The organism is Monashia sp. NPDC004114, from assembly GCF_053603855.1.
Window position 1 is genome coordinate 131627 of sequence record NZ_JBSGGK010000008.1, and the last position, 23904, is coordinate 155530.

Sequence of the window (23904 nt, forward strand, 5' to 3'; positions counted from 1 at the left end):
TGACACCATGACCAACCCGAACACCCAGGCCCTGTCCGACGCGGGAGTCTCGATCTGGCTCGACGACCTGTCCCGCGACCTCCTCGAGACGGGGCGGATCACCGACCTCATCAAGGAGCGCAACGTCGTCGGCGTCACGTCCAACCCGTCGATCTTCCAGGCGGCGCTGTCCAAGGGCGACCGCTACAACGACGACCTGGCCGCGCTGACGGCGCAGGGCAAGAGCGCCGCCGAGGTCGTGTTCGAGCTGACCACGAGCGACGTGCGCGACGCGTGCGACCTCTTCATGCCGGTCTACGAGGCGACCGACGGCGTCGACGGTCGCGTGTCGATCGAGGTCGACCCGAACCTCGCACACGAGTCCGACGAGACCGTCGCGCAGGCCAAACAGCTGGCGGGCGCCGTCGACCGCGCGAACGCCTTCATCAAGATCCCGGCGACCAAGGCCGGCCTGCCCGCCATCACCGCGACGATCGCCGAGGGGATCAGCGTCAACGTGACGCTCATCTTCTCGCTCGACCGCTACCGCGCCGTCATGAACGCCTACCTCGAGGGCCTCGAGAAGGCCCACGCGGACGGCAAGGACCTGTCGAAGATCCACTCGGTCGCCTCGTTCTTCGTCTCGCGTGTCGACACCGAGATCGACAAGCGCCTCGACGCGATCGGCACCGACGAGGCAAAGGCGCTGCGCGGCAAGGCGGGCGTGGCCAACGCCCGGCTCGCCTACCAGGCGTACGAGGAGGTCTTCTCCACGCCCCGATGGACGAGCCTGGCCGACGAGGGCGCCAACGCACAGCGGCCGCTCTGGGCCTCGACGGGCGTCAAGGACCCGGCCTACCCCGACACGATGTACGTCACCGAGCTCGTCGCGCCGGGCATCGTCAACACCATGCCCGAGAAGACGCTCGAGGCGACCGCCGACCACGGCCACATCACCGGCGACACCATCACCGGCACGTACGCCGAGGCCAGCACCGTGCTCGACGACCTCGACGCGATCGGCGTCTCCTACACCGAGGTCGTCGACCTGCTCGAGGACGAGGGCGTCGAGAAGTTCGAGAAGGCATGGGGCGAGCTGATGGATGGCGTGACCATCGAGATGGAGAAGGTGCGGGCATGACATTGGCGCCTCGCTTCGCTGCGGCGCGCGCCGCGACGCCTCCAGGGCGTGCCCTTCCTCCGCTCCGCTCGCTCGTTCCTCACTCGCTGCGCTGCGTCCAGGCCACGCCGGCGCCGCGGCATTCTCAGGAAGGTCGTCGCTCATGAGTTCCTTGTCCGTCAGCGCGTCAGGGGCTGCGGCGGACGCGATCGCGGCGCACGTGCCGGCCCTCGTCGGCGACGCCGTCGCGAGCCGGCTCTTCTCGCAGGACGCGACCCTCTGGGGCCCGGAGGCCGAAGCCGAGTCTCGGATCCGCCTCTCCTGGGTGGGTCTCCCCCGGTCGTCCCGACCGCTCGTGGGCGAGGTGGCCGCGCTTCGCGACACCTTCGCTGAGCAAGGCCTGACCCACGTCGTGCTCTGCGGCATGGGTGGGTCGTCGCTGGCCCCCGAGGTCATCTGCGCGACAGCCGGCAAGGACCTCGTCGTGCTCGACTCCTCGGACCCCGAGTACGTCCGGCGCGCGCTCGACGACGATCTCGAGCACACGGTGGTCGTCGTGTCCAGCAAGTCCGGTTCGACCGTCGAGACCGACTCACAGCGACGCGCCTACGAGCAGGCGTTCAGCGACGCCGGCATCGACCCTGCCGGCCGGATCGTCATCGTCACCGACCCCGGCAGCCCGCTCGACAAGGAGTCCCGGGACAAGGGATACCGCGTCGTCAACGCGGACCCCGACGTCGGCGGCCGGTACTCTGCCCTGACCGCTTTCGGCCTCGTGCCGAGCGGCCTTGCGGGAGTGGACATCGAGGCCCTCCTCGACGAGGCCGAGGCGGTCGCCGACCTTCTCGCAGCCGACGACGACGCCAACCCTGGCCTGCGTCTCGGTGCCGCGATCGGTGGCACGACCCCGTTGCGGGACAAGCTGGTCCTCGTCGACGACGGTTCCGGCATCATCGGGTTCGCCGACTGGGCCGAGCAGCTCATCGCCGAGTCCACCGGCAAGGACGGCACCGGCATACTCCCGGTGGTCGTCGCCCGCGATGACGACCCCGAGGTGCGGTGGCCTGCGGCCGACGTGACCGTGGCCCGGCTGGTCGGCGACGACGACGGCCCCACCGGATCCGATGCCGACGCCTCGGTCTCCCAGGTGCGCGTCGGCGGCGCGCTCGGTGCCCAGCTGCTGCTGTGGGAGGTCGCCACCGCCGTCGCGGGGCGCCTCCTTGGCATCAACCCCTTCGACCAGCCCGACGTCGAGAGCGCCAAGAAGGCCGCTCGCGAGCTGCTCGACAAGGGGATCGGCTCTGGCGCAGCGCCCGCCGCCACGGACGGCGCCATCGAGATCCGGACGCTGGGCGGCCCGAGCGGGTGGCTCGGCGACGCCGACACGGTCGCCGCTGCCCTCGACGCGCTGTTCGCCCAGCTCGACCCCCAGCACGGGTACGTCGCCGTCATGGCGTACCTCGACCGCCTCGGCGACGCCGACCTGGCGCAGTGCCGCAGCGAGCTCGCCCGCCGCACCGAGCGCCCGACGACGTTCGGATGGGGACCGCGCTTCCTCCACTCGACCGGCCAGTTCCACAAGGGCGGGCCCGCCGTCGGCGTCTACCTCCAGGTGACGGCGGCTCCGAAGCAGGACCTCCCCATCCCCGGGCGCGACTTCTCGTTCGGCGACTTCATCGCCGCGCAGGCGGGAGGCGACGCGGCGGTGCTGGCCGACCACGGGCGGCCGGTCCTGCAGCTGCACCTCACTGACCACGACGCCGGGCTGGCCCAGCTGCGGGCCGCCCTCGCCACAGGGGACCGTGGATGAGTCCGGCGCGAGTCGCCCACGGCCTCAACCCTCTTCGCGACCCCAGAGACAAACGGCTCCCCCGGATCGCCGGACCGTGTGGCCTCGTGCTCTTCGGTGTGACCGGCGACCTCGCCCGCAAGAAGCTCATGCCGGCGATCTACGACCTCGCCAACCGGGGCCTGCTGCCTCCCGGGTTCTCCCTCATCGGCTTCGCCCGTCGTGACTGGGCCACGCAGGACTTCGGGCAGGTCGTGCACGACGCGGTCAAGCAGTACGCCCGCACGCCGTTCAGCGAGGACGTCTGGCGCAACCTCTCCGAGGGTTTCCGGTTCGTCCCGGGGACGTTCGACGACCCGGCTGCCTTCGACCTGCTCGCCAAGACGGTCGACGAGCTGGACCGCGACAGAGGCACCGGCGGCAACCACGCGTTCTACCTGTCGATCCCGCCGGGGTTCTTCGCCCAGGTCTGCGAGCAGCTGAAGCGCTGCGGGCTCACCCACGCCGAGGGCGACAGCTGGCGCCGGGTCATCATCGAGAAGCCGTTCGGCCACGACCTCAAGAGCGCGCAGCAGCTCAACGAGATCGTCGAAGGCGTCTTCCCGCCCGACGCGGTCTTCCGCATCGACCACTACCTGGGCAAGGAGACGGTCCAGAACCTGCTGGCGCTGCGCTTCGCGAACCAGCTCTTCGAGCCCGTGTGGAACGCCAACTACGTCGACCACGTGCAGATCACGATGGCCGAGGACATCGGCATCGCCGGGCGCGCAGGCTACTACGACGGCATCGGCGCGGCTCGCGACGTGATCCAGAACCACCTGCTCCAGCTGTTGGCGCTGACCGCCATGGAGGAGCCGGTCTCGTTCGACGCGCGCGACCTGCGCGCGGAGAAGGAGAAGGTGCTCTCGGCGGTGCGGTTGCCCCGTGACCTCGACAAGGGCGCGGCCCGGGGGCAGTATGCCGCGGGCTGGCAGGGCGCCGAGGAGGTCGTCGGCTACCTCCAGGAGGACGGTGTCAAGCCGACGTCCACGACCGAGACGTTCGCGGCCGTGACCCTCGAGGTCGACACCCGCCGCTGGGCCGGGGTGCCGTTCTACCTGCGAGCCGGCAAGCGCCTCGGCAAGCGCGTCACCGAGATCGCCGTCGTCTTCAAACGCGCTCCGCACCTGCCCTTCGAGCACACGGCCACCGACGAGCTCGGCCAGAACGCGATCGTCATCCGCGTCCAGCCCGACGAGGGTGTCACCATCAGGTTCGGCTCCAAGGTGCCGGGGGCGCAGATGGAGGTGCGCGACGTGACGATGGACTTCGGCTACGGCTCGGCGTTCACCGAGGCGTCGCCCGAGGCGTACGAACGCCTCATCCTCGACGTGCTGCTCGGCGACCCGCCGCTGTTTCCCCGCCACGAGGAGGTCGAGCTGTCCTGGCAGATCCTCGACCCGCTCATCCGGCACTGGGCCAAGAACGGCAAGCCGCAGCAGTATGCCGCTGGCACGTGGGGGCCGCCGTGCGCGGACGACATGCTCGCCAAAGACGGACGCACGTGGAGGATGCCGTGATCAGGGACCTCACCGACACCACCACGACCGCCGTCAGCAAGACGCTCGTCCGGCTGCGCAACGAGGTCGGCGCCATGGCGCTGGGCCGGGTGCTCACGTTGGTCGTCGTCATCGACGAAACCGACGCGAGTGTGGCCATCGACGTGGCGAACCACGCGAGCCGCCAGCATCCCTGCCGCATCATCGTCGTCATCCCGGGCGACCGTCGCGGCAAGAACCGGCTCGATGCCCAGATCCGCCTCGGGGGCGACGCCGGCGCCAGCGAGATCGTCGTCCTGCGCCTCTACGGGCCGCTGGCGAACCACGGCCCGAGCGTCGTCGTGCCGCTGCTGCTCGCCGACTCCCCCATCGTCGCCTGGTGGCCGGGCAAGGCCCCCGACGACGTCGCGGCTGACCCGATCGGCGCCATGGCACAGCGTCGCATCACCGACGCCGCGGAGCACCGGAACCCGCGGTTCATGCTCAAGAAGCGAGCGACCAACTACTCGCCCGGCGACACGGACCTGTCGTGGACCAGGCTGACCCGGTGGCGCGGCCTGCTTGCTGCCGCCATGGACCAGCCGCCCTACGAGCCGATCAGCGGCGCCGTCGTCGCGGGCGCCCCGGACTCTCCGTCGACCGACCTCCTTGCGGCCTGGCTCTCTCGACGGCTCAAGGTTCCGGTGAGCCGGGTCTCCACCCCGCGTGGGTCGGGCATCAGCTCCGTGCGGCTCGAGCGCAAGAGCGGACCGATCGACCTCGTCCGGCCCGGGGATGTCGTGGCGACGCTGTCACAGTTCGGCCAGCCCGCCCGCCGGATCAGCCTCCCGCGGCGGGAGATGCCGGAGATCCTCGCGGACGAGCTGCGCCGCCTCGACCCCGACGAGACGTACGAGGACGCCCTGCTCCACGGGCTCGAGGGCCTCGCACCGGCGCGGCTCACGGCGGCTGCGGCCGCGAAGTCCGGCAAGGCCCCCGACCCCGCCGCGTCGCGCCGGCTCGCCGCACGGCTCAGCCGCGACGAGACCGCTCAGGACGCCAGCGCGATGATCACCGCGCCACCGGCGCCCGAGACGGCCGGCACGGAGCAGGTGCGTGCCGCAACGGTTCGCAAGCTGGCCGGCAAGCGCACTCCGCGCGAGAAGGAGACCGCCAAGGCCCGCAAGTCCAGCGCGACGACGACCGATGCCAAGGCTGTGAGCAGCGACTCCTCGGGTTCTGAGGCGCCCGCCCAGAGCACAGCGAAGAGCACGACGCGGGCGCGGCGCGCTACCACCGCCAAGAAGGCGAGCTCGTGAGCGCCGGCCCCCGGGTCGTCGTCCATCCCGGCAAGCAGCCGCTCGCCGACGCTGCGGCGGCGCGACTGGTCACCGCGATCATCGATGCCCAGAGCCAGAAGCCGGAGGCGCAGCTCGCGCTGACCGGCGGGTCGATGGGTTCGGCGATCATCGCGTCCCTGACCCGGATCCCGGCCCGCTCCGCGGTGGACTGGTCACGGGTGCGGGTCTGGTGGGGAGACGAGCGCTACCTGCCCTCAGGCGACCCGCAGCGCAACGACCGCCAGAATGACGACGCGGGCCTGATGTCACTAGGCCTGGACCCGGCCAAAGTGCATCGGGTCGCCGGGCCCGACACATCGGAGAGCGCCGAGGCCAGCGCTGCGGCATACGGCGAGACGGTGCGTGAGCACGGTCAGGGCGAGTTCGACGTCGTGCTGCTCGGCGTGGGGCCCGACGGGCACATCGCGTCGCTGTTCCCTCACCATCCCGCATGTGAGGTCATGGGCACCCTCGCGGTCGCGGTGCACGACTCCCCCAAGCCACCCGCGGACCGGGTGTCCCTGACGTTCGAATGCCTCGAACGCAGCCACGAGGTGTGGTTCCTCGTCTCGGGCTCGGACAAGGCCGACGCGGTCGCGGCGGCGCTGACGCCCGGGACCCAGCGCTGGGACATCCCAGCCTGCGGGCTGCGCGGTGAGACGACGACGCTCTGGCTGCTCGACACCGACGCGGCCGCGAAGGTGCCGGACCGGATCGCCGACTAGGGCCGAACGCCACGAAACCGACCGGCCACGTCAGTCGAGAACTCGACTGAGGCGGCTGGCCGGCACCGGGAGACGGTCGGCTACTGGATGAGGCCGCGTTCGCGCAGGGACGCGAGGGCTTCGTCGAGGATGGCGGCGCCGTCGGCGTCGCTGCGGCGCTCCTTCACGTAGGCCAGGTGGGTCTTGTACGGCTCGACCTTCGGCGGTGCGGGCGGGTTGTCCTTGTCCTGGCCCGCCGGGAAGCCGCAGCGCGGGCAGTCCCAGTTCTCGGGGAGCACCATGCCGGGCTCCTCTGCGAAGCTCGGCCGGGTCTCGTGCCCGTTGGCGCACCAGTACGACACGAAGACCCTGGGCGCGGCGTCGCCGCGCTCGGCCTCACCCATCGGACCCGCGCCGACCCGGCTTCCGCGAATGGCGTTTCCGCTGGCCATCTAGCCGTCCCCTCAGCTCTGGAAGCGGGCCAGGATACCCAGGCCGATGATTGCGGTGGACCACACGAGCGCCACGGCCACGGTGAAGCGGTCGAGGTTGCGCTCGGCGACGGACGAGCCACCGAGGGACGTCGACATGCCCCCGCCGAACATGTCGGACAGGCCACCACCCTTGCCCTTGTGCAGCAGGATGAACAGGGTCAGGACCAGGCTGGTCAGCACCAGCAGGACCTGCAGCACGATGCGCACGGCATCCACGTGGTCACTCCAAATCGTCGGGTTTCGGGCCAGTCGGCCACGATTTCGGGGGCTCGGGACAGGATACCTGCCCCGAGCCCCATCGGCCGAACGCCGGTCAGCCGGCCGTCACGTGATCGCGGTACCGGCAGATGGACGCGAACTCGGCCGGATCGATGGACGCACCACCGACGAGGGCGCCGTCGACGTCCTCCTGGGCCATGATCGCGGCCACGTTGGAGGCTTTGACGCTGCCGCCGTAGAGGATGCGAATGCCGTCGGCGACGTCGCCGCTGTACAGCTCGGCCAGGAGCGTGCGGATCGCCGCACACACCTCCTGGGCGTCCTCAGGCGTCGCGACCTCGCCGGTGCCGATCGCCCAGATCGGCTCGTAGGCGATGACGACCGAGGCAGCCTGGTCCTTGGTGATGCCGTCGAGCGCGGCTCGCAGCTGCGTGACGACGTGCTCGACCTGGCCGTTCTCCTTGCGGATGGCGAGCGGCTCGCCGCAGCACAGGATCGGAGTCAGGCCGTGGGCGTATGCCGCCTTGACCTTCGCGGCGACCACGGCGTCGGTCTCGTCGTGACCCTCGCGGCGCTCGCTGTGCCCGATGACGACGTAGGTGCAGCCCAGCTTGGCCAGGAACGCCCCCGAGATGTCACCGGTGTAGGCCCCCGAGGAGTGCGGGGAGAGGTCCTGGGCGCCGTACTTGAGGTCCAGCTTGTCGCCCTCGATGAGCGTCTGGACCGACCGCAGGTCGGTGAACGGAGGGAGCACCGCCACCTCGACCGCCGTGTGGTCGTGCTTGGCGTCCCGTAGCGTCCAGTCGAGCTTCTGCACGAGGTGGGTCGCCTGCAGGTGGTCGAGGTTCATCTTCCAGTTTCCGGCCATCAGCGGGACGCGCCCGACCGGTGAGGTGTCGCTCGCCATCAGGCGTCGCCCTCCTCGAGAACCGTGAGCCCGGGCAGCTCCTTGCCCTCGAGGTACTCGAGGCTGGCCCCGCCGCCGGTCGAGATGTGTCCGAAGTCCGAGTCGGCGAAGCCGAGCTGGCGGACGGCAGCGGCGGAGTCACCGCCACCCACGACCGTCAGGGCGCCGCCCTTGGTCACCTCGACGAGGGTGCGCGCCACGGCCTCGGTGCCGGCGGCATACGGCGCCATCTCGAACGCGCCCATCGGGCCGTTCCAGAAGACCGTGCGGCAGTCGGCGAGCTTCTCGGCGAACAGGGCGCTCGACGCCGGGCCGATGTCCAGGCCCATCCGGTCGGCCGGGATCGCGTCGACCCCGACGACCTCGTGCGCGGCGTCGGCGCTGAACGCGTCGGCCACCACGATGTCGACCGGCAGGACGATCTCGATGCCCTCGCGCTCGGCACGGTCGAGGTAGCCCTTGACCGTGTCGATCTGGTCGGCCTCGAGCAGGCTCTTGCCCACCTCGAGCCCCTTGGCCGCGAGGAAGGTGAAGACCATGCCGCCCCCGATGAGGAGGCGGTCGGCCGTGCCGAGCAGGTTGCCGATCACGCCGAGCTTGTCGGAGACCTTGGCGCCACCGAGCACGACGGCATACGGACGCTCGGGGTCGTGCGTCAGCCGACGCAGGACGTCGACCTCGGTCTGCACCAGCCCGCCCGTGGCGTGCGGAAGGAGCCGGGCGACGTCGTAGACGGACGCCTGCTTGCGGTGCACCACGCCGAAACCATCCGAGACGAACGCGTCTGCCAGAGAAGCCAGCTCGGCCGCGAAGCCAGCGCGCTCCTCATCGGTCTTGGCGGTCTCCCCCGGGTTGAACCGGAGGTTCTCGAGCAGCAGGACCTGGCCGTCCTCGAGCGCCCCCACCTTGGCCTGGGCCGCCTCGCCGACGGTGTCCTCGGCGAAAGCGACCGGCTGCCCGAGCACCTCACCGAGACGCTGGGCGACGGGTGCCAGGGAGTACTTGGCCTCGGGGGCCCCCTTCGGCCGTCCCAGGTGGGCGCACACGATCACGCGGGCGCCGGCCTCGGTGAGGGCCTTGATCGTCGGTGCGGACGCGCGGATGCGGCCGTCGTCGGTGATCGTGGTGCCGTCCAAGGGCACGTTGAGGTCGGACCGGACGAGAACGCGCTTGCCGCGCAGGTCGCCGAGGTCCTTGATCGTCTTCACCGGCGCCCTCAGAGCGAGGAACCGACGAGCTTGACGATGTCGACGAGGCGGTTGGAGTAGCCCCACTCGTTGTCGTACCAGCCGACGACCTTGACCTGGTTGCCGATGACCTTGGTCAGGCCGGCGTCGAAGATGCACGAGGAGGGGTCGGTCTCGATGTCCTTGGACACGATCTCGTCCTCGGTGTAGGTGAGGTAGCCCTTGAGCGGGCCCTCGGCAGCGGCCTTGACCGCGGCGTTGACCTCCTCGACGGTCGTCTCGCGGCCCGCCTCGAAGGTCAGGTCGGTCGCCGAGCCGGTGGGCACGGGGACGCGCAGCGCGAAGCCGTCCAGCTTGCCCTTGAGGTCGGGCAGCACGAGGCCGATCGCCTTGGCCGCGCCCGTCGAGGTGGGGACGATGTTGAGCGCAGCGGCGCGGGCGCGGCGCAGGTCGCGGTGCGGTGCGTCCTGGAGGTTCTGGTCCTGCGTGTACGCGTGGATCGTCGTCATGAGGCCCTTGACGATCGTGAACTCGTCGTGCAGAGCCTTGGCCATCGGAGCAAGACAGTTCGTCGTGCACGAGGCGTTCGAGATCACCGTGTGGGCGGCCGGGTCGTACAGGTCGTCATTGACGCCCATGACGATGGTGATGTCCTCGTTCTTGGCCGGCGCGGAGATGATGACCTTCTTGGCGCCGGCGTCGACGTGCGCCTTGGCCTTGGTGGCGTCGGTGAAGAAGCCGGTCGACTCGACGACGACGTCAGCACCCACGCCCGCCCAGTCGATCGCGGCCGGGTCGCGCTCCTCGAAGACGCGAATCGCCTTGCCGTCCACGCTGATCGACGACTCGTCGTAGGTCACCTCACCAGGGAAGCGGCCGAGGATCGAGTCGTACTTGAGAAGGTGGGCCAGCGTCTTGTTGTCCATGAGGTCGTTGGTCGCCACGACCTCGATGTCGGCGCCGGACGCCAGGGCGGCGCGGAAGAAGTTGCGGCCGATGCGGCCAAAGCCGTTGATACCAACGCGAACGGTCACTGCTCAAGCACCTCTTCGGTAAGACTGTGTCGGACTGGTTGTCGGACGGGATGTCAGACCATGGGCCGCGCCGTTGCGACCGCGATCACCGCCCACCCTAGTCGGTACGGTCTACGCCCGAGGCGCCAGTCTCAGGCCTTGGTGAGCAGGCGCTCAGCCCTCGAGCATCTCCGGAGTGAGGTTCGCATCCGTGCCTGGGACGCCGAGCTCCTCGGCCCGCTTGTCCGCCATGGCAAGAAGCCGGCGGATCCGGCCGGCGACCGCGTCCTTGGTCATCGGCGGCTTGGCCAGCTGTCCCAGCTCCTCCAGGCTCGCCTGCTTGTGCTCCAGGCGCAGCACACCCGCCTCGCGCAGGTGGTCCGGGATGTCGTCACCGAGCAGCTCCATGGCGCGCTCTACCCGTGCCCCCGCCGCGACGGCGGCCCGCGCGGAGCGGCGAAGGTTCGCGTCGTCGAAGTTGGCCAGGCGGTTGGCGGTGGCTCGCACCTCGCGGCGCATGCGTCGCTCCTCCCAGGCCAGCACGGCGTCGTGGGCGCCGAGCCGGGTCAGCATCGCCCCGATGGCGTCGCCGTCGCGGATGACCACACGGTCCACCCCCCGCACCTCGCGGGCCTTGGCCTGGATGCCGAGGCGACGGGCCGCTCCGACGAGGGCGAGGGCCGCCTCGGGGCCGGGGCAGGTGATCTCGAGGGCCGACGACCGGCCGGGCTCGGTCAGCGAGCCGTGGGCGAGGAACGCGCCGCGCCAGGCCGCCTCGGAGTCGCACGTCGCCGCGCTGACGACCTTCGGCGGGAGACCGCGGACGGGTCGGCCGCGCGTGTCGACCAGGCCGGTCTGGCGCGCCAGCGTGGCGCCCTCCTCGACGACGCGGACCACGTAGCGCGAGCCGCGGCGCAGACCGCCCGCCGCCAGGACAAGGACGTCACTCTTGTGGCCGTAGACCTCGGTGATGTTTCGCCGGAGGCGGCGTGCGGCGTTCGCGGTGTCGAGCTCGGCCTCGACGACGATCTGTCCGCCGATGATGTGCAGGCCGCCGGCGAACCGCAGCATCGTGGACACCTCGGCCTTGCGACAACAGGGCTTGGTGACCTCGAGACGCGAGAGCTCGTCCTTCACCTTCGCTGTCATCGCCATGCGGGACATCCTGCCACCCCGATCAAGCACCTTCGGCCGGTCAGGAGATGACGTCGCGCAGCGCGGCCGCCAGCCGCAGCGGGTCGTGGACCCCCGGCTCGCGGCGAGCGGCTACCGGCGCGACGACCAGCTCGGCCCCCACCTCGGCCGCCGCGGCACGCAGCGACGAGTCGTCCGCGACCGCACTCGGGTCGGCAAGGACCACGTCGAGCCGAAGGTCAGGGGCGTTGGCCGCCAGCGAGGCCAGATGGTCCTCGGCGCGGAAGTCCCGGGTCTCCCCCTTGTGCACCTCGAGGTTGAGGTTGAGCAGGCGCTTGGCCGGCGTCGCTACGAGCGCATCGGCGAGGTCGGGCACCAGCAGGTGTGGCATGACCGAGGTGAACCAGGAGCCAGGGCCGAGCATGACCCAGTCCGCGTCGGTGACGGCAGCGAGTGCCTCGGGGCAGGGTGCTGGGCAGGTCGGGAGGATCCCGATCGACCTGACGCTGCCGGGCGACGAGGCGACGAGATGCTGGCCGCGGACCTCGACAGCCTGTCCGGGTCGGTCCGGGTCGTGACCGACGATCTCGGCAACGATCTCCAGCGGCTCGGCCGCCATCGGCAGCACGCGTCCGCGGGCTCCCAGCAGCCGGCCGACGAGGTCGAGCCCACGGACCGGATCGCCCAGCAGCTCCCAGATCGACACGATCATGAGGTTGCCGAGCGCGTGGCCGTTCAGCTCGCCCGTGCCGGCGAAGCGGTGCTGCAGGACATCGCGCCAGGTGTGGCCCCAGTCGCTGTCGTCGCAGAGCGCGGACAGCGCCATCCGCAGGTCGCCGGGCGGCAGCACGTCGAACTCCTTGCGGAGCCGCCCGCTGGAGCCGCCGTCATCGGCGACCGTGACGACGGCGGTGACGTGGTCGGTGAGCAGGCGAAGCGCGGTGAGCGCGGCCGCGAGGCCGTGCCCGCCGCCGAGGGCGACGATGCGACGCTGGTGCGGCGGGACGAACGGTCCCCTCGGCGGCGTCACTCGCGTCCGAGGTCTCGGTGCACGACGAAGGTGTCGACGCTCTTGCGGTCGCCGAGACGAGCGCTGAGCGCTTCGGACACGGCGACCGACCGGTGCTTGCCACCGGTGCAGCCGACAGCGACGGTGACGTAGCGCCGACCTTCGCGGACGTAGCCGTCGACCATCGTGGTCAGCAGGTCGTGGGCCTTGTCGAGGAACTCCTCGGCCCCGGGCTGCTTCATGACGAACTCGGCGACCGGTGCGTCCCGCCCGGTCAGGGGTCGCAGCTCGGGCACCCAGTACGGGTTGGGCAGGAAACGCATGTCGAACACGACATCGGCATCCAGCGGCAGGCCGTACTTGAATCCGAACGACATGACGGCGATCCGCAGCTGCACCTTGCGGTCCCCGGCGAACAGCGACGACAGCTTGGCGCTCAGCTGGTGCACGTTGAGCCCGGAGCTGTCGATGACGACGTCGGCAGACGAGCGGAGGTCAAGCAGCATCTGCCGCTCGCGCTGGATGCCATCGAGCAGCCGCCCGTCGCCCTGCAGCGGGTGCGGCCGCCGGACACTCTCGAAACGACGGACCAACGCCTCGTCGGTCGCGTCGAGGAAGACCAGACTCGGCCGCTCACCGCGCTCGCGGGCCGCGGCGATGGCACCCTCGAGCTGGGCGAACCAGCCGCGCGCCCTGACGTCCACGACGACCGCGACCTGCTGGAGCGTGGCGTCGGGGTTCTGTGCTCGGGCCTGGTCGCGCAGCTCGGCGAGGTGGGTCAGCAGCTGTGGAGGGAGGTTGTCGACGACCAGCCACCCGAGGTCCTCGAGGACGTTCGCCGTCGTGCTGCGACCGGCGCCGCTCATGCCCGTGACGATCACGATCGGAGCGTCGGCCAAGGATGCCGGCTGGCTCGGACTGAGGTCAGCTGTCATTCGAGCACTTCTCCCGTCGTGAGGTTCACGGCTGGCTCCGGTGGTGCCCCTTCAGCCAAGTGGGTCACGATGGCCGAGGCAAGCGACTTGCCGATGCCCGGCACCGCCATGATGTCGTTCGCATCGGCGGCGCGGAGTCGCTTGACGGACCCGAAGTGCCTGAGCAGCGCCTTCTGCCGGCTCTCGCCGAGCCCGGGTATGCCGTCGAGCTGGGAGGTCGTCATCGCCTTCGACCGGCGCTGGCGGTGGAAGGTGATCGCGAACCGGTGCGCCTCGTCACGAAGCCGCTGCAGCAGGTAGAGGCCCTCGCTCGTGCGCGGCAGGATCACCGGGTGCTCGGTGCGGGGCAGCCACACCTCCTCGAGCCGCTTGGCGAGTCCGACCAGCGCGACCTCCTCGATGCCGAGCTCGTCGAGGACCGCCTGGGCGGCGTTCACCTGGGGTAGGCCGCCGTCGACGACGACGAGGCTCGGTGGGTACGCGAAACGCCGGGGCCGGCCGGTCTCGGGGTCGATCGGGCCCGAGGCAGTGCCGCTGTCGAGATCGCCGCCGTCGTCGTCACCGGCGCGCCCATCGGCTTGGTCGGCCGGGTCGGAGGCGCCGACGACGCCGGTGGACAGGTCGAGGTCCCCGGCTCCTTCCGCCTCCTCGAGGTACCGCCGGAAGCGCCGGGTGAGCACCTCGCGCATCGCCGCGGTGTCGTCGACCGTCGCGACGCCGTCGTCGGTTGCCGCGCCGCGCACGATGAAGCGGCGGTACTCGCTCTTGCGGGCGACGCCGTCCTCGAAGACGACCATCGAGGCGACGACATTGGTGCCCTGGACGTGGCTCACGTCGTAACACTCGATGCGCAGTGGTGCCTCGTCGAGGCCGAGGAAGTCCTGCAGCTCCTGAAGCGCCTGGCTGCGCAGGGTGAGGTCGCCGGCACGGGCCACCTTGTGCCGCGCAAGTGACTGCTCGGCGTTGCGGCGGACGGTCTCCATGAGCGTGCGCTTGTCACCGCGCTGGGGCACTCGGACGCTCACGGCGGATCCGCGCACCGAGCCGAGCCACTCCGAGACGGCGTCCGCGTCGGGAGGCATCACGGGCACCAGCACCTCCCGCGGGATCGAGTCGCGGTCGGCGTCGCCGTAGACCTGCTGAAGGAGGTGCTCGACGAGCAGTGGGAGGTCCTCGCTCTCCTTCTCGACGACCCACCCGCGCTGGCCCCGGATCCGCCCACCGCGGACGTGGAACACCTGGACGGCCGCCTCGAGCTCGTCGTCGGCCAGAGCGAACACGTCGGCGTCGGTCGCGTCGCCGAGCACGACCGCCTGCTTCTCGAGGGCTTTGGTCAGCGCAGCGATGTCGTCGCGCAGCCGGGCCGCCTCCTCGAACTCGAGCTCGGAGGCCGCGTCGTGCATCCGCCGCTCGAGCCGCCTGACGAACCGCGTCGTGTTGCCTGCCATGAAGTCGCAGAAGTCCTCGGCGATGGCTCGGTGCTCGTCGGCTGTGACGCGCCCGACACAGGGCGCCGAGCACTTGTCGATATAGCCGAGCAGGCACGGGCGTCCACTCGCCGCCGCCCGCTTGAACACCCCTGAGGAGCAGGTACGCAGAGGGAAAACCCTGAGGAGCAGGTCGAGGGTCTCGCGAATCGCCCAGGCGTGGCCGTACGGCCCGAAGTACCGGGTGCCCTTGCGCTTGGCACCGCGCATGACCTGGGCCCGAGGGAACTCCTCTCCCATCGTCACCGCGAGGAACGGGTACGACTTGTCGTCGCGGTACTTGACGTTGAAGCGCGGGTCGAACTCCTTGATCCAGGAGTACTCGAGCTGCAGCGCCTCGACCTCCGTGCGCACGACGGTCCACTCCACCGACGCCGCCGTGGTCACCATCGTGGCGGTGCGCGCGTGCAGCGCGGTGATGTCCTGGAAGTAGGACGACAGCCGAGGGCGCAACGACTTGGCCTTGCCGACGTAGATGACGCGGCCGTGGGTGTCACGGAACCGGTAGACGCCCGGGTCGGTCGGGATCTCCCCCGGCTTAGGTCGGTAGGTCGTCGGGTCCGGCACGACTCCACCCTATGTCGCGGCACCGACGGCACCGGCACGGCGGTCTACCACCGGACGGCATGCCCGGACGGCATACCTCGACGGCACCGGCTCGGAGCGTCGCGGGCGGGTCAGCTCACGGTGAACGTGGTGCCGGTGACGGTGACGTTCTTGGCCGGGAGCGGGCTCTGAGCCAGGCTGTCGGGCGTCGGCGCGCCGGTGCTGATGTCGAAGTGGCTCGCGTGGCAGGGACAGATGATCTGCCCGCCGCTGATCTCCCCCACGATGCAGCCCTGGTGCGTGCAGACCGCCGAGAAGGCCTTGAACTGGCCGGCCGTCGGCTGGGTCACGACCACCTGCTCGTCGGGGAAGATCTTGCCTCCGCCGACGGGGATGTCGGAGGTCGGGGTGCCGGCAGGCGCGGGGGTCTGCGGCTGGCCCGACGCCCCGTCCGTCGGCGTGGCGGAGCTCCCCGACGCCGGCGGCGCGGGCTCGGCTACCACGGGTGGGCTGCTGCAGGCGGCGAGCGCGCCGGCGCTCCCGACCACGACCGTCGCCGCGAGCATGCCGCGGCGGTCCATGAGCACGGACGCGCCCGCCGCGCGGTCGCGGCGCGCGGGGGCGACGCCTTGCTGGACAGAAGTGCTGAGGATCGGCTCGGTGGGGTCGGACGGCGTGCGCTGGGGGCGCTGTGTCATGCGTTCCTCTTCCGGGTCGTCGTGCTCCTCGTAGCCCGGGCCTTGCTCACGGTGGTGCCCGAGGAGCTCTTCTTCGCAGCGGCGGTGGTGGCACCTCCTCGGGTGCGACCGCTCGCCTTGCTCGACATCGTGCGCGTGGCCGCTGTGCGTTTGCCGCCACCGGGCTGTGAACCCGCAGGCGCCTTCTCCCGCGACGTCGTGCGGGCAGTGCGCTCGAGGATCGGGCGCAGGAACCGGCCGGTGTGGCTCGCCTCGACCTGGGCGACGTCCTCCGGCGTGCCTTCGGCGATGACCAGACCACCTCCGGAACCGCCCTCTGGGCCGAGGTCGATGATCCAGTCGGCATTCTTGATGACGTCGAGGTTGTGCTCGATGACGATGACGGTGTTGCCCTTGTCGACCAGGCCCTGCAGCACGTCGAGGAGCTTGCGGATGTCCTCGAAGTGCAGGCCGGTGGTCGGCTCGTCGAGGACGTAGATGGTGCGTCCGGTGGAGCGCTTCTGCAGCTCGCTGGCGAGCTTGACCCGCTGGGCCTCCCCGCCGGAGAGGGTGGGTGCGGGCTGGCCGAGGCGCACGTAGCCGAGCCCGACGTCGTTGAGGGTCTTGAGGTGACGCGAGATCGCGGGCACCGCCTCGAAGAAGGTCGCGGCCTCCTCGATCGGCATGTCGAGGACGTCGGCGATCGTCTTGCCCTTGAAGTGCACCTCGAGCGTCTCACGGTTGTACCGGGCCCCGTGGCACACCTCGCACGGGACGTAGACGTCAGGCAGGAAGTTCATCTCGATCTTGATCGTGCCGTCCCCCGAGCACGCGTCGCAGCGACCGCCCTTGACGTTGAAGGAGAACCGCCCGGGCTGGTAGCCGCGGATCTTGGCCTCCGTCGTCTCGGCGAAGAGCTTGCGCATGTTGTCGAAGACGCCGGTGTACGTGGCAGGGTTCGACCGCGGGGTGCGCCCGATCGGGCTCTGGTCGACGTGCACGACCTTGTCGAGCTGGTCGAGGCCGGCGACGGACTTGTGCCGTCCCGGCACGTGGCGAGCGCCGTTGAGCTTGTTGGCGAGGACGTTGAAGAGGATGTCGTTGACGAGCGTCGACTTGCCGGAACCGGACACCCCGGTGACCGCGACGAGGTTGCCGAGCGGGAAGCTGACGTCGATGTCGCGAAGGTTGTTCTCGCGTGCCCCGGTGACCGTGAGGATGCGTCCGTCGTGTCCCCGGCGCACCGGCGGCGTCGGGATCTCGCGCCGCCCGGAGAGGTACATCCCGGTCAGCGAGTCGGCGTGCTCGAGGAGCCCTTGGACGGTGCCGGAGTGCACCACCTTGCCGCCGTGCTCGCCTGCGCCGGGACCGATGTCGACGACCCAGTCGGCGGTCGCGATCGTGTCCTCGTCGTGCTCGACGACGATGAGGGTGTTGCCGAGGTCGCGCAGCCGCGTCAGCGTCTCGATGAGCCGGTGGTTGTCGCGCTGGTGCAGGCCGATCGAGGGCTCGTCGAGGACATAGAGGACTCCGACGAGGCCAGAGCCGATCTGGGTGGCCAGCCGGATCCGCTGCGCCTCGCCGCCGGAGAGCGTGCCCGCCGGCCGGTCGAGCGACAGGTAGTCGAGCCCGACGTCGAGCAGGAAGCCGAGCCGCGCGTCGATCTCCTTGATGACGCGCTCGGCGATCTGCTGCTCCCGCACGGTGAAGTCGACGTTGTCGAGGAACCCGGCAGCCTCGCTGATCGCGAGCCCGCAGACGTCCGAGATGTTCTTCCCGCCGACGAGCACCGCGAGCGACTCGGGCTTGAGCCGGGCGCCCTTGCAGGCCGGGCACGGCACCTCGCGCATGTACCCCTCGTAGCGCTCGCGGCTCCACTCGCTGTCGGTCTCGGCGTGGCGACGCTTGATGAACGGCACCGCGCCCTCGAAGCCCGTCGTGTAGGACCGGTCCCGGCCGTAGCGGTTCTTGTAGCGCACGTGGACCTTGTAGTTCTGCCCGTGGAGCACGGCCTCCTTGGCCCGCGCCGGCAGCGCACGCCAGGGGACGTCCATCGAGAACTTCATGTCCTCGGCGAGGGCGGACAGGACGCGCTGGAAGTACTCCGCGGAACCGGAGCCCTGGGCCCACGGCTGGATGGCGCCCTCGGCGAGGGTCAGCTCGTCGTCGGGCACGACGAGCTCCGGGTCGACCTCGAGCTCGGTGCCGATGCCGGTGCAGGTGGTGCACGCGCCGAAGGGCGAGTTGAACGAGAACGACCGCGGCTGGATCTCGTCCATGCCGAGCGGGTGGTTGTTGGGGCAGGCCATCTTCTCGGAGAAGCGACGCTCGCGGTCCTTGTCCTTCGGGTCGCGGTCCACGAAGTCGACGAGCACGATCCCACCGGCGAGGCCCAGGGCGGTCTCGACCGAGTCCGTCAGGCGCCGCTTGGCGCCGGCGTCGTCGCCCTTGGCCACGAGCCGGTCGACGACGACCTCGATGGTGTGCTTCTTCTGCTTCTCGAGGGCCGGAGGCTCGGTCAGCGAGATGACCTCGCCATCGACCCGGGCGCGTGAGAAGCCCTTGGTCTGGAGCTCGCCGAAGAGGTCGACGAACTCACCCTTGCGACCCTGCACGACCGGCGCGAGCACCTGGAACCGGGTGCGGTCCTCGAGGGTGAGCAGCTGGTCGACGATCTGCTGCGGGGACTGGCGGGTGACCGGCTCACCACACACGGGGCAGTGCGGACGCCCGGCGCGCGCGAACAAGAGCCGGAGATAGTCATAGACCTCGGTGATGGTGCCGACGGTCGACCGCGGGTTGCGGTTGGTCGACTTCTGGTCGATCGACACCGCCGGCGAGAGGCCCTCGATGAAGTCGACGTCCGGCTTGTCCATCTGCCCGAGGAACTGCCGGGCGTAGGCCGACAGCGACTCGACGTAGCGTCGCTGGCCCTCGGCGAAGATCGTGTCGAACGCGAGGCTCGACTTGCCCGACCCGGAGAGCCCGGTGAAGACGATGAGACTGTCTCGGGGAAGGTCGACGGAGATGTCGCGGAGGTTGTGCTCGCGGGCTCCGCGGACGACCAGGGAGTGGGGGTTGCCGGTGGGCATTACAGTCACGCGCAACATGCTAGGTGCGGCCACCGACAACGCCGAATGCGATCTGTCCGGAGGGAGCCACGACCGCCCCCGCCTGCCAGGCGGCATACTCGGACCATGCAGCCAGCTGACGTGACCCCGGCCCTGGTGGCCGCCGAGACCGAGCGCGTCGTCGCGACCGCAGCCTCCTTCGACGACCTCGCCGTCTCGGCGCCCTCGATCTGCGAGGGCTGGTCGCGCGGTCACGTCCTGACCCACATCGCGCGAAACGCCGACGCCCTCGCCCGGGTCTGCGCCGTCGCCACCGACGGCGTCTCCGGGTCGATGTACGACAGCAACGAGTCACGCGACACCGAGATCGAGGCGGGAGCCGGACGCCCGGCGGCCGACCAGACGGCCGACGTCCGTGAGTCGGCCGCTCGGCTCGCCGGCCGGCTCGAGAGCCTCCAGCCCGAGCATGCTGAGCTGACCGTCCCGCGCACGCCGGGCGGCGAGCGTCTCATCGCCGTCGGCGGTGTGCCCTACCTGCGCCTTCGCGAGCTCGTCTACCACCATGTGGACCTCGATGCCGGCTACACCTTCGCCGACGCGCCCGCCGACGTCGTGGCGATGCTCCTTGCCGACGCGGTCGCACGGCTCGGCAACGAGGACGAGCCACCGGCGATCACGGTGACCACCGACGAGGGCGGCCACTTCGTGATCGGCGCCGGGACGACCCAGGTCGCGGGCCCGCAGGCGGCGGTCCTGACCTGGATCGCTCGGAGCAGGACCGACGGCGTGACCTTCGACGGCCCGGTGCCGGTCCTGCCGTTCGGGGGCTGACCGATGGGCTATACGGGCAAGGTGTCTCCTGGCGGGCCGGTCGACGTGCGGGAGCTCGAAGACCTGACGATCCGCAAGCTGTCGGTGTCCTCCTTCGACAACAACGTGTACCTGCTGACCTGCCGGGCCACCGGTGCCCAGCTGCTCGTCGACGCCGCCGACGAGGCACGTCGGATCCTCGAGCTCATCGCTTCAGGGGGTGCCGGCCTCGACGTGCTGGTGACGACACACCGGCACGGCGACCACGCGCGCGCGCTGGCCGAGGTGGCCACGGCGACCGGCGCTCGAACGGTCGCCGGCGCGGACGACGCCGACGACCTGCCGATCGTCGTCGACCAGCGCGTGGGCCAGGCCGACACCCTCACCTTCGGTGACGTGACGCTGGACGTCATCCATCTCAGAGGTCACACCCCGGGCTCGATCGCGCTCGCGTACGACGACCCGCACGGGCACACGCACCTGTTCACCGGAGACAGCCTGTTCCCCGGCGGCATCGGCAACACCAAGAACCCCGGGCAGAGCTTCGACGCCCTCATCGAGGACGTCACGACGCGCGTCTTCGACGTCTACGACGACGACACGTGGTTCTACCCCGGCCACGGCAACGACTCGACGCTCGGCGCCGAGCGGCCCCATCTCGAGGAGTGGCGCGCCCGGCGCTGGTGAGACTCAGGAGACCCCGACGGCGTATGCCGTCGCGCCCCTCGGCTTGTCACGAACCCCGGGTGCCCCCGCCCGGCAGCCGGACCCGGAAGCGCGTGTCGCCCGGCTCCGACTCGATCTCGATGGTTCCGCCGTGCCGCTCGACCACGATCCGCCGCGCGATGTCGAGTCCCAGACCGGTGCCCTTGCCCACGCCCTTGGTCGTGAAGAAGGCCTCGAAGGCCCGCTCCTTCGCCTCCCGGCTCAGCCCGGGGCCGGTGTCACCGATCTCGACACATACGCCGTGTCCGTCGCGCCGCGTCGTCACCGTCAGCGTGCCGGAGCCCTCCATGGCGTCGACGGCGTTGTCGATCAGGTTCGTCCACACTTGGTTGAGCTCCCCGGGCATCGCCTCGATCGACGGCACGTCGGTGCCCCAGTCCCGCACCACGGTCACTCCGCCACGCAGCTTCGGGCCGAGCACCAGCAGCGTGCTCTCGATGCCATCCCGCACCTCGATGAGCTGGAACGAGGCCTTGTCCATCTGGGAGTAGGACTTGATCGCGCCGACAAGCTCGGAGACCCGACGCGTCGACTCTCTGACCTCGGCGAGCAGGGATGTCGCCGCCACGGTGCTCGCCACCCAGGAGACTGCCGCGACGAGGGCGGCGGGGGGAACCGCGCTCGCCACCTTCTCGCACCAGTCGACCCGGGCGCCTGCGGCGGCGAGCGTCGGGGCCAGGGCCCAGGAGCGCGGCACGTCGTGATCCTCGAGCCAGTCGCCGAGCTCCTCCTCCCGGTCTGCGAGCTCGAGCGCGTCGGGTGGCGCGCCGGGCTGCAGCGCCGGTGGCGTGAGCTCGTGCCGCAGGCCGTCGAGTGCCGTGAACTGGTATGGCGAGAGGTCTCCGTCCGCCATCTGCTGCAGCGAGCCGAGTGCGCCGGCGAGGGCTTCCTCGAGCTCCGCCGCGGAGCGGCTGGCCGCGGAAGCCGGGTTGTTGATCTCGTGGGCGAGGCCGGCAGCCAGGGTGCCGAGCGTGACGAGAGCGCTGCGCTGCCGGGCCGTCGCCTCGATCGAGCGCGCCGTCCCGTACAACCCGGCGACGAGATGCCCGCCGAGCGGGAACCACGCGTTCATCAGCTCATGGAGACGCGGCGCGGGGAGCTTGAGCAGGCGGCCGGGGGACACGCCCCGTGCCGTCGCGAGATAGACACCGTTCTCGTCCCACGCGCGGAAGCCGCCGGCCCAGCGGCCGGGAACGTCCATCCGCCCGACCACCACGTCCTCGCGGCCGATCCGGCGGACGAGCTCGAGAGCGCCGTCGAGCAGGACCCACCAGTAGTCGGCGTGCTGCCCCTCGACGAACTGGACCTCGCCGGGGACGATGGGCGACTCGTCGGCTGCCTCGAGCAGCTCGTCGAGCTGGGCGTCGCTGAGACCGGTGAACAGGGCGATCGCTCGAAGGTCTGCCCGGGTGATCATTGCTCGCTCCTCATCCGGCTCTCATCCGGCTCTCATCCGAAGCTCGTCCGACAGGTCAGACCGTGGCGAGATAGCGGTGCACGAAGTAGACGGACATCGCACCCTCCCCCACCGCGGACGCCACCCGCTTCATCGAGTCGAGCCGGACGTCACCGGCTGCGAAGACTCCGGGCAGGCTCGTCTCCAACGCGAAAGGAGGCCGGGGAAGGGACCACGAGGCTCCCGCCGTCTCACGGACGAGGTCCTGCCCGGTGACGATGAAGCCGTGCTCGTCACGTGCGACGTCACCGCCGAGCCAGTCGGTCCGCGGCGAAGCGCCGATGAAGACGAACAGCCAGGAGGCGGGGACCTGGAACGTACTCCCGTCGTGGCGGTCGGCCAGGGTGAGCGACTCCAGATGTCCGTCTCCCGCGGCTCCCACCACCTCCGTACGCGTGCGGACGTCAATGACCTCCGACGCGACGATCCGCTCCACGAGATACTGCGACATCGAGGCCTCGAGCGAATCGCCGCGCACCACGAGCGTGACGCGCTTCGCGAACCGCGCGATGTTGAGCGCGGCCTGGCCGGCCGAGTTGGCCGCGCCCACGATGTAGACCTCGTCGCCGGCGCACTGGGACGCCTCGCTCGCGTTGGCGCCGTAGTAGACACCCCGGCCGACGAGGGCGGCCACGCCATCGGCCTCGAGTCTGCGGTACGAGACCCCGGTGGCGAGGATGACGCTTCGAGCCTCGATGTCGTCGCCTCCCTCGACACGTACGGCCCGCACCGGGCCTCTCGACTCGAGCGCGACGACGTCCCGGGCCAGGACCATCTCGGCCCCGAACCGCTGGACCTGCGCGATGGCCCGCGCGGCGAGATCAGAGCCGGTGAGCCCCCGTGGGAATCCGAGGTAGTTCTCGATGGCCGCGCTCTGCGCAGCCTGTCCCCCGGGGGCGGCGTGCTCGACGACGACGGTGCTGAGACCTTCTGATGCGGCATACACCGCGGCGGCGAGACCGGCCGGTCCGCCTCCGACGATGCACACGTCGTAGATGTCGCGCTCCGCGCGGGTGCGCAGCCCCAGTGCGGTCGCGAGGTCGACCAGCGAGGGCCCGCACAGTGTGTCCCGGTCGGGGATGAGCACCAGGGGCAGATCCGACGGCGGGGCACCGGACAGGTCGAGCAACCGCGTGCCCTCCGCGTCCAGCTCGACGTCGTACCAGACGTAGGGGACGTGGTTGCTGGTGAGGAACGTCTTGACCTCGTGGCTGTGCTCCGACCAGCGGTGGCCGACGACGCGGACGTCACCCGTGTGCTCGGGGTGAGCGTTGTGCCAGTCGCCGAGCAGGTCGTCGACGACGGGGTAGAGGCGCTCCTCGGGTGGGTCCCACGGCTTGAGGAGGTAGTGGTCGAGCCCGATGTCGTTGATCGCCTGGATCGCGACCTCGGTGTCGGCATATGCCGTCAGCAGCAGCAGCTTCGCGTCGGGCGCCAGCTCGCGGACCTGCGCCAGCAGCTCGATGCCGGTCATCCCGGGCATCCGCTGGTCGGATGCGACGAGAGCGAGCGGCTGGTCCCGGAGCGCGAGGCGCTTGATGATGTCGAGGGCCTCTGCGCCGGACTGGGCACGCACGACGCGGTGGGCCGCACCATAACGGGCGCGCAGGTCGCGCGCGATGGCAGCCGAGACGGGTGGGTCGTCGTCGACCGTGAGGATGGTCGGCTTGCTCACCGGCTCAGCGTACGAGTGACGCGCCCGCACGTCCGCTGACTCGCCGAAGTCCGTCCGCCGATGTGAGGTGGGTGGGACGGGGCGGTCACTCGACCTGGGCTGGAACCCG

General features: G+C 70.6%; 20 protein-coding genes. 7 read left to right on the forward strand and 13 right to left on the reverse strand.

Translation table 11 applies throughout. The features are described 5' to 3' along the window. Positions 1-7 precede the first annotated feature (7 nt). The 5 genes from tal to pgl all read left to right on the forward strand — a co-directional run bounded on the left by tal (position 8) and on the right by pgl (position 6470). Positions 8-1120: a transaldolase gene (tal, locus tag ACWEOW_RS12470; protein ID WP_452269521.1), complete on the forward strand. Its 1113-nt coding sequence runs from the start codon at positions 8-10 to the stop codon at positions 1118-1120. A gap of 142 nt (positions 1121-1262) precedes the next feature. Further along, complete coding sequence (locus ACWEOW_RS12475) at positions 1263-2909, forward strand: glucose-6-phosphate isomerase (RefSeq protein ID WP_452269522.1); 1647 nt, start codon at positions 1263-1265, stop codon at positions 2907-2909. Then, complete coding sequence (gene zwf / locus ACWEOW_RS12480; protein WP_452269523.1) at positions 2906-4447, forward strand: glucose-6-phosphate dehydrogenase; 1542 nt, start codon at positions 2906-2908, stop codon at positions 4445-4447. The genes ACWEOW_RS12475 and zwf overlap by 4 nt, the downstream gene beginning before the upstream one ends. After that, a complete protein-coding gene (locus ACWEOW_RS12485; RefSeq protein WP_452269524.1) occupies positions 4444-5724 on the forward strand; it encodes a glucose-6-phosphate dehydrogenase assembly protein OpcA in 1281 nt (426 codons plus the stop codon). Before zwf ends, ACWEOW_RS12485 begins: the two co-directional genes overlap by 4 nt. Then, positions 5721-6470 (forward strand): 6-phosphogluconolactonase, encoded by a 750-nt coding sequence (pgl, locus tag ACWEOW_RS12490; protein WP_452269525.1) that lies wholly within the window; start codon positions 5721-5723, stop codon positions 6468-6470. Before ACWEOW_RS12485 ends, pgl begins: the two co-directional genes overlap by 4 nt. Positions 6471-6550: 80 nt before the next feature. Here pgl and ACWEOW_RS12495 read toward each other — a convergent pair whose 3' ends face one another. The 11 genes from ACWEOW_RS12495 to uvrA all read right to left on the reverse strand — a co-directional run bounded on the left by ACWEOW_RS12495 (position 6551) and on the right by uvrA (position 19167). Continuing rightward, complete coding sequence (locus ACWEOW_RS12495; RefSeq protein WP_452269526.1) at positions 6551-6901, reverse strand: RNA polymerase-binding protein RbpA; 351 nt, start codon at positions 6899-6901, stop codon at positions 6551-6553. 12 nt (positions 6902-6913) lie between these two features. Further along, the gene (gene secG, locus ACWEOW_RS12500; protein WP_452269527.1) at positions 6914-7159 is read right to left on the reverse strand and encodes a preprotein translocase subunit SecG; all 246 of its coding nucleotides are present in this window, start codon (positions 7157-7159) and stop codon (positions 6914-6916) included. A 97-nt stretch (positions 7160-7256) separates the two neighbouring features. Continuing rightward, positions 7257-8069, reverse strand: coding sequence for a triose-phosphate isomerase (tpiA, locus tag ACWEOW_RS12505; protein ID WP_452269528.1), 813 nt, complete (start codon positions 8067-8069; stop codon positions 7257-7259). Further along, positions 8069-9277 (reverse strand): phosphoglycerate kinase, encoded by a 1209-nt coding sequence (locus tag ACWEOW_RS12510; protein ID WP_452269529.1) that lies wholly within the window; start codon positions 9275-9277, stop codon positions 8069-8071. Before ACWEOW_RS12510 ends, tpiA begins: the two co-directional genes overlap by 1 nt. A gap of 8 nt (positions 9278-9285) precedes the next feature. Next, positions 9286-10290, reverse strand: coding sequence for a type I glyceraldehyde-3-phosphate dehydrogenase (gap, locus tag ACWEOW_RS12515; RefSeq protein WP_452269530.1), 1005 nt, complete (start codon positions 10288-10290; stop codon positions 9286-9288). A gap of 153 nt (positions 10291-10443) precedes the next feature. Continuing rightward, positions 10444-11424, reverse strand: coding sequence for a DNA-binding protein WhiA (whiA, locus tag ACWEOW_RS12520; protein ID WP_452269531.1), 981 nt, complete (start codon positions 11422-11424; stop codon positions 10444-10446). 40 nt (positions 11425-11464) lie between these two features. Next, positions 11465-12433, reverse strand: coding sequence for a gluconeogenesis factor YvcK family protein (locus tag ACWEOW_RS12525; RefSeq protein ID WP_452269532.1), 969 nt, complete (start codon positions 12431-12433; stop codon positions 11465-11467). After that, positions 12430-13347: an RNase adapter RapZ gene (rapZ, locus tag ACWEOW_RS12530; RefSeq protein ID WP_452269533.1), complete on the reverse strand. Its 918-nt coding sequence runs from the start codon at positions 13345-13347 to the stop codon at positions 12430-12432. The genes ACWEOW_RS12525 and rapZ overlap by 4 nt, the downstream gene beginning before the upstream one ends. Further along, positions 13344-15401: an excinuclease ABC subunit UvrC gene (gene uvrC / locus ACWEOW_RS12535; RefSeq protein WP_452269534.1), complete on the reverse strand. Its 2058-nt coding sequence runs from the start codon at positions 15399-15401 to the stop codon at positions 13344-13346. The genes rapZ and uvrC overlap by 4 nt, the downstream gene beginning before the upstream one ends. A gap of 110 nt (positions 15402-15511) precedes the next feature. Next, the gene (locus tag ACWEOW_RS12540) at positions 15512-16078 is read right to left on the reverse strand and encodes a Rieske (2Fe-2S) protein (protein ID WP_452269535.1); all 567 of its coding nucleotides are present in this window, start codon (positions 16076-16078) and stop codon (positions 15512-15514) included. Then, entirely contained in the window at positions 16075-19167 is a 3093-nt protein-coding gene (gene uvrA, locus ACWEOW_RS12545) for an excinuclease ABC subunit UvrA (RefSeq protein WP_452269536.1), read from the reverse strand. Before uvrA ends, ACWEOW_RS12540 begins: the two co-directional genes overlap by 4 nt. A gap of 87 nt (positions 19168-19254) precedes the next feature. On the opposite strand from uvrA, the gene ACWEOW_RS12550 reads away from it, so the two are divergent. Beyond that, the gene (locus ACWEOW_RS12550) at positions 19255-19959 is read left to right on the forward strand and encodes a maleylpyruvate isomerase family mycothiol-dependent enzyme (RefSeq protein ID WP_452269537.1); all 705 of its coding nucleotides are present in this window, start codon (positions 19255-19257) and stop codon (positions 19957-19959) included. A 3-nt stretch (positions 19960-19962) separates the two neighbouring features. After that, a complete protein-coding gene (locus ACWEOW_RS12555) occupies positions 19963-20625 on the forward strand; it encodes an MBL fold metallo-hydrolase (protein ID WP_452269538.1) in 663 nt (220 codons plus the stop codon). A 46-nt stretch (positions 20626-20671) separates the two neighbouring features. Here the strand turns inward: ACWEOW_RS12555 and ACWEOW_RS12560 are convergent, their stop codons facing one another. Beyond that, the gene (locus ACWEOW_RS12560; protein WP_452269539.1) at positions 20672-22081 is read right to left on the reverse strand and encodes a sensor histidine kinase; all 1410 of its coding nucleotides are present in this window, start codon (positions 22079-22081) and stop codon (positions 20672-20674) included. A 55-nt stretch (positions 22082-22136) separates the two neighbouring features. Continuing rightward, a complete protein-coding gene (locus ACWEOW_RS12565) occupies positions 22137-23795 on the reverse strand; it encodes an FAD-dependent oxidoreductase (protein WP_452269540.1) in 1659 nt (552 codons plus the stop codon). Positions 23796-23904: the final 109 nt, after the last annotated feature.

Bases quoted from the DNA above. Each gene is read 5' to 3' on its own strand.
- tal (WP_452269521.1), top strand. From the start codon at position 8: ATGACCAACCCGAACACCCAGGCCCTGTCCGACGCGGGAGTCTCGATC.
- ACWEOW_RS12475 (WP_452269522.1), top strand. From the start codon at position 1,263: ATGAGTTCCTTGTCCGTCAGCGCGTCAGGGGCTGCGGCGGACGCGATC.
- zwf (WP_452269523.1), top strand. From the start codon at position 2,906: ATGAGTCCGGCGCGAGTCGCCCACGGCCTCAACCCTCTTCGCGACCCC.
- ACWEOW_RS12495 (WP_452269526.1), bottom strand. From the start codon at position 6,901: ATGGCCAGCGGAAACGCCATTCGCGGAAGCCGGGTCGGCGCGGGTCCG.
- tpiA (WP_452269528.1), bottom strand. From the start codon at position 8,069: ATGGCGAGCGACACCTCACCGGTCGGGCGCGTCCCGCTGATGGCCGGA.
- whiA (WP_452269531.1), bottom strand. From the start codon at position 11,424: ATGGCGATGACAGCGAAGGTGAAGGACGAGCTCTCGCGTCTCGAGGTC.
- rapZ (WP_452269533.1), bottom strand. From the start codon at position 13,347: ATGACAGCTGACCTCAGTCCGAGCCAGCCGGCATCCTTGGCCGACGCT.
- ACWEOW_RS12540 (WP_452269535.1), bottom strand. From the start codon at position 16,078: ATGACACAGCGCCCCCAGCGCACGCCGTCCGACCCCACCGAGCCGATC.
- uvrA (WP_452269536.1), bottom strand. From the start codon at position 19,167: ATGTTGCGCGTGACTGTAATGCCCACCGGCAACCCCCACTCCCTGGTC.
- ACWEOW_RS12550 (WP_452269537.1), top strand. From the start codon at position 19,255: ATGCAGCCAGCTGACGTGACCCCGGCCCTGGTGGCCGCCGAGACCGAG.
- ACWEOW_RS12555 (WP_452269538.1), top strand. From the start codon at position 19,963: ATGGGCTATACGGGCAAGGTGTCTCCTGGCGGGCCGGTCGACGTGCGG.
- ACWEOW_RS12560 (WP_452269539.1), bottom strand. From the start codon at position 22,081: ATGATCACCCGGGCAGACCTTCGAGCGATCGCCCTGTTCACCGGTCTC.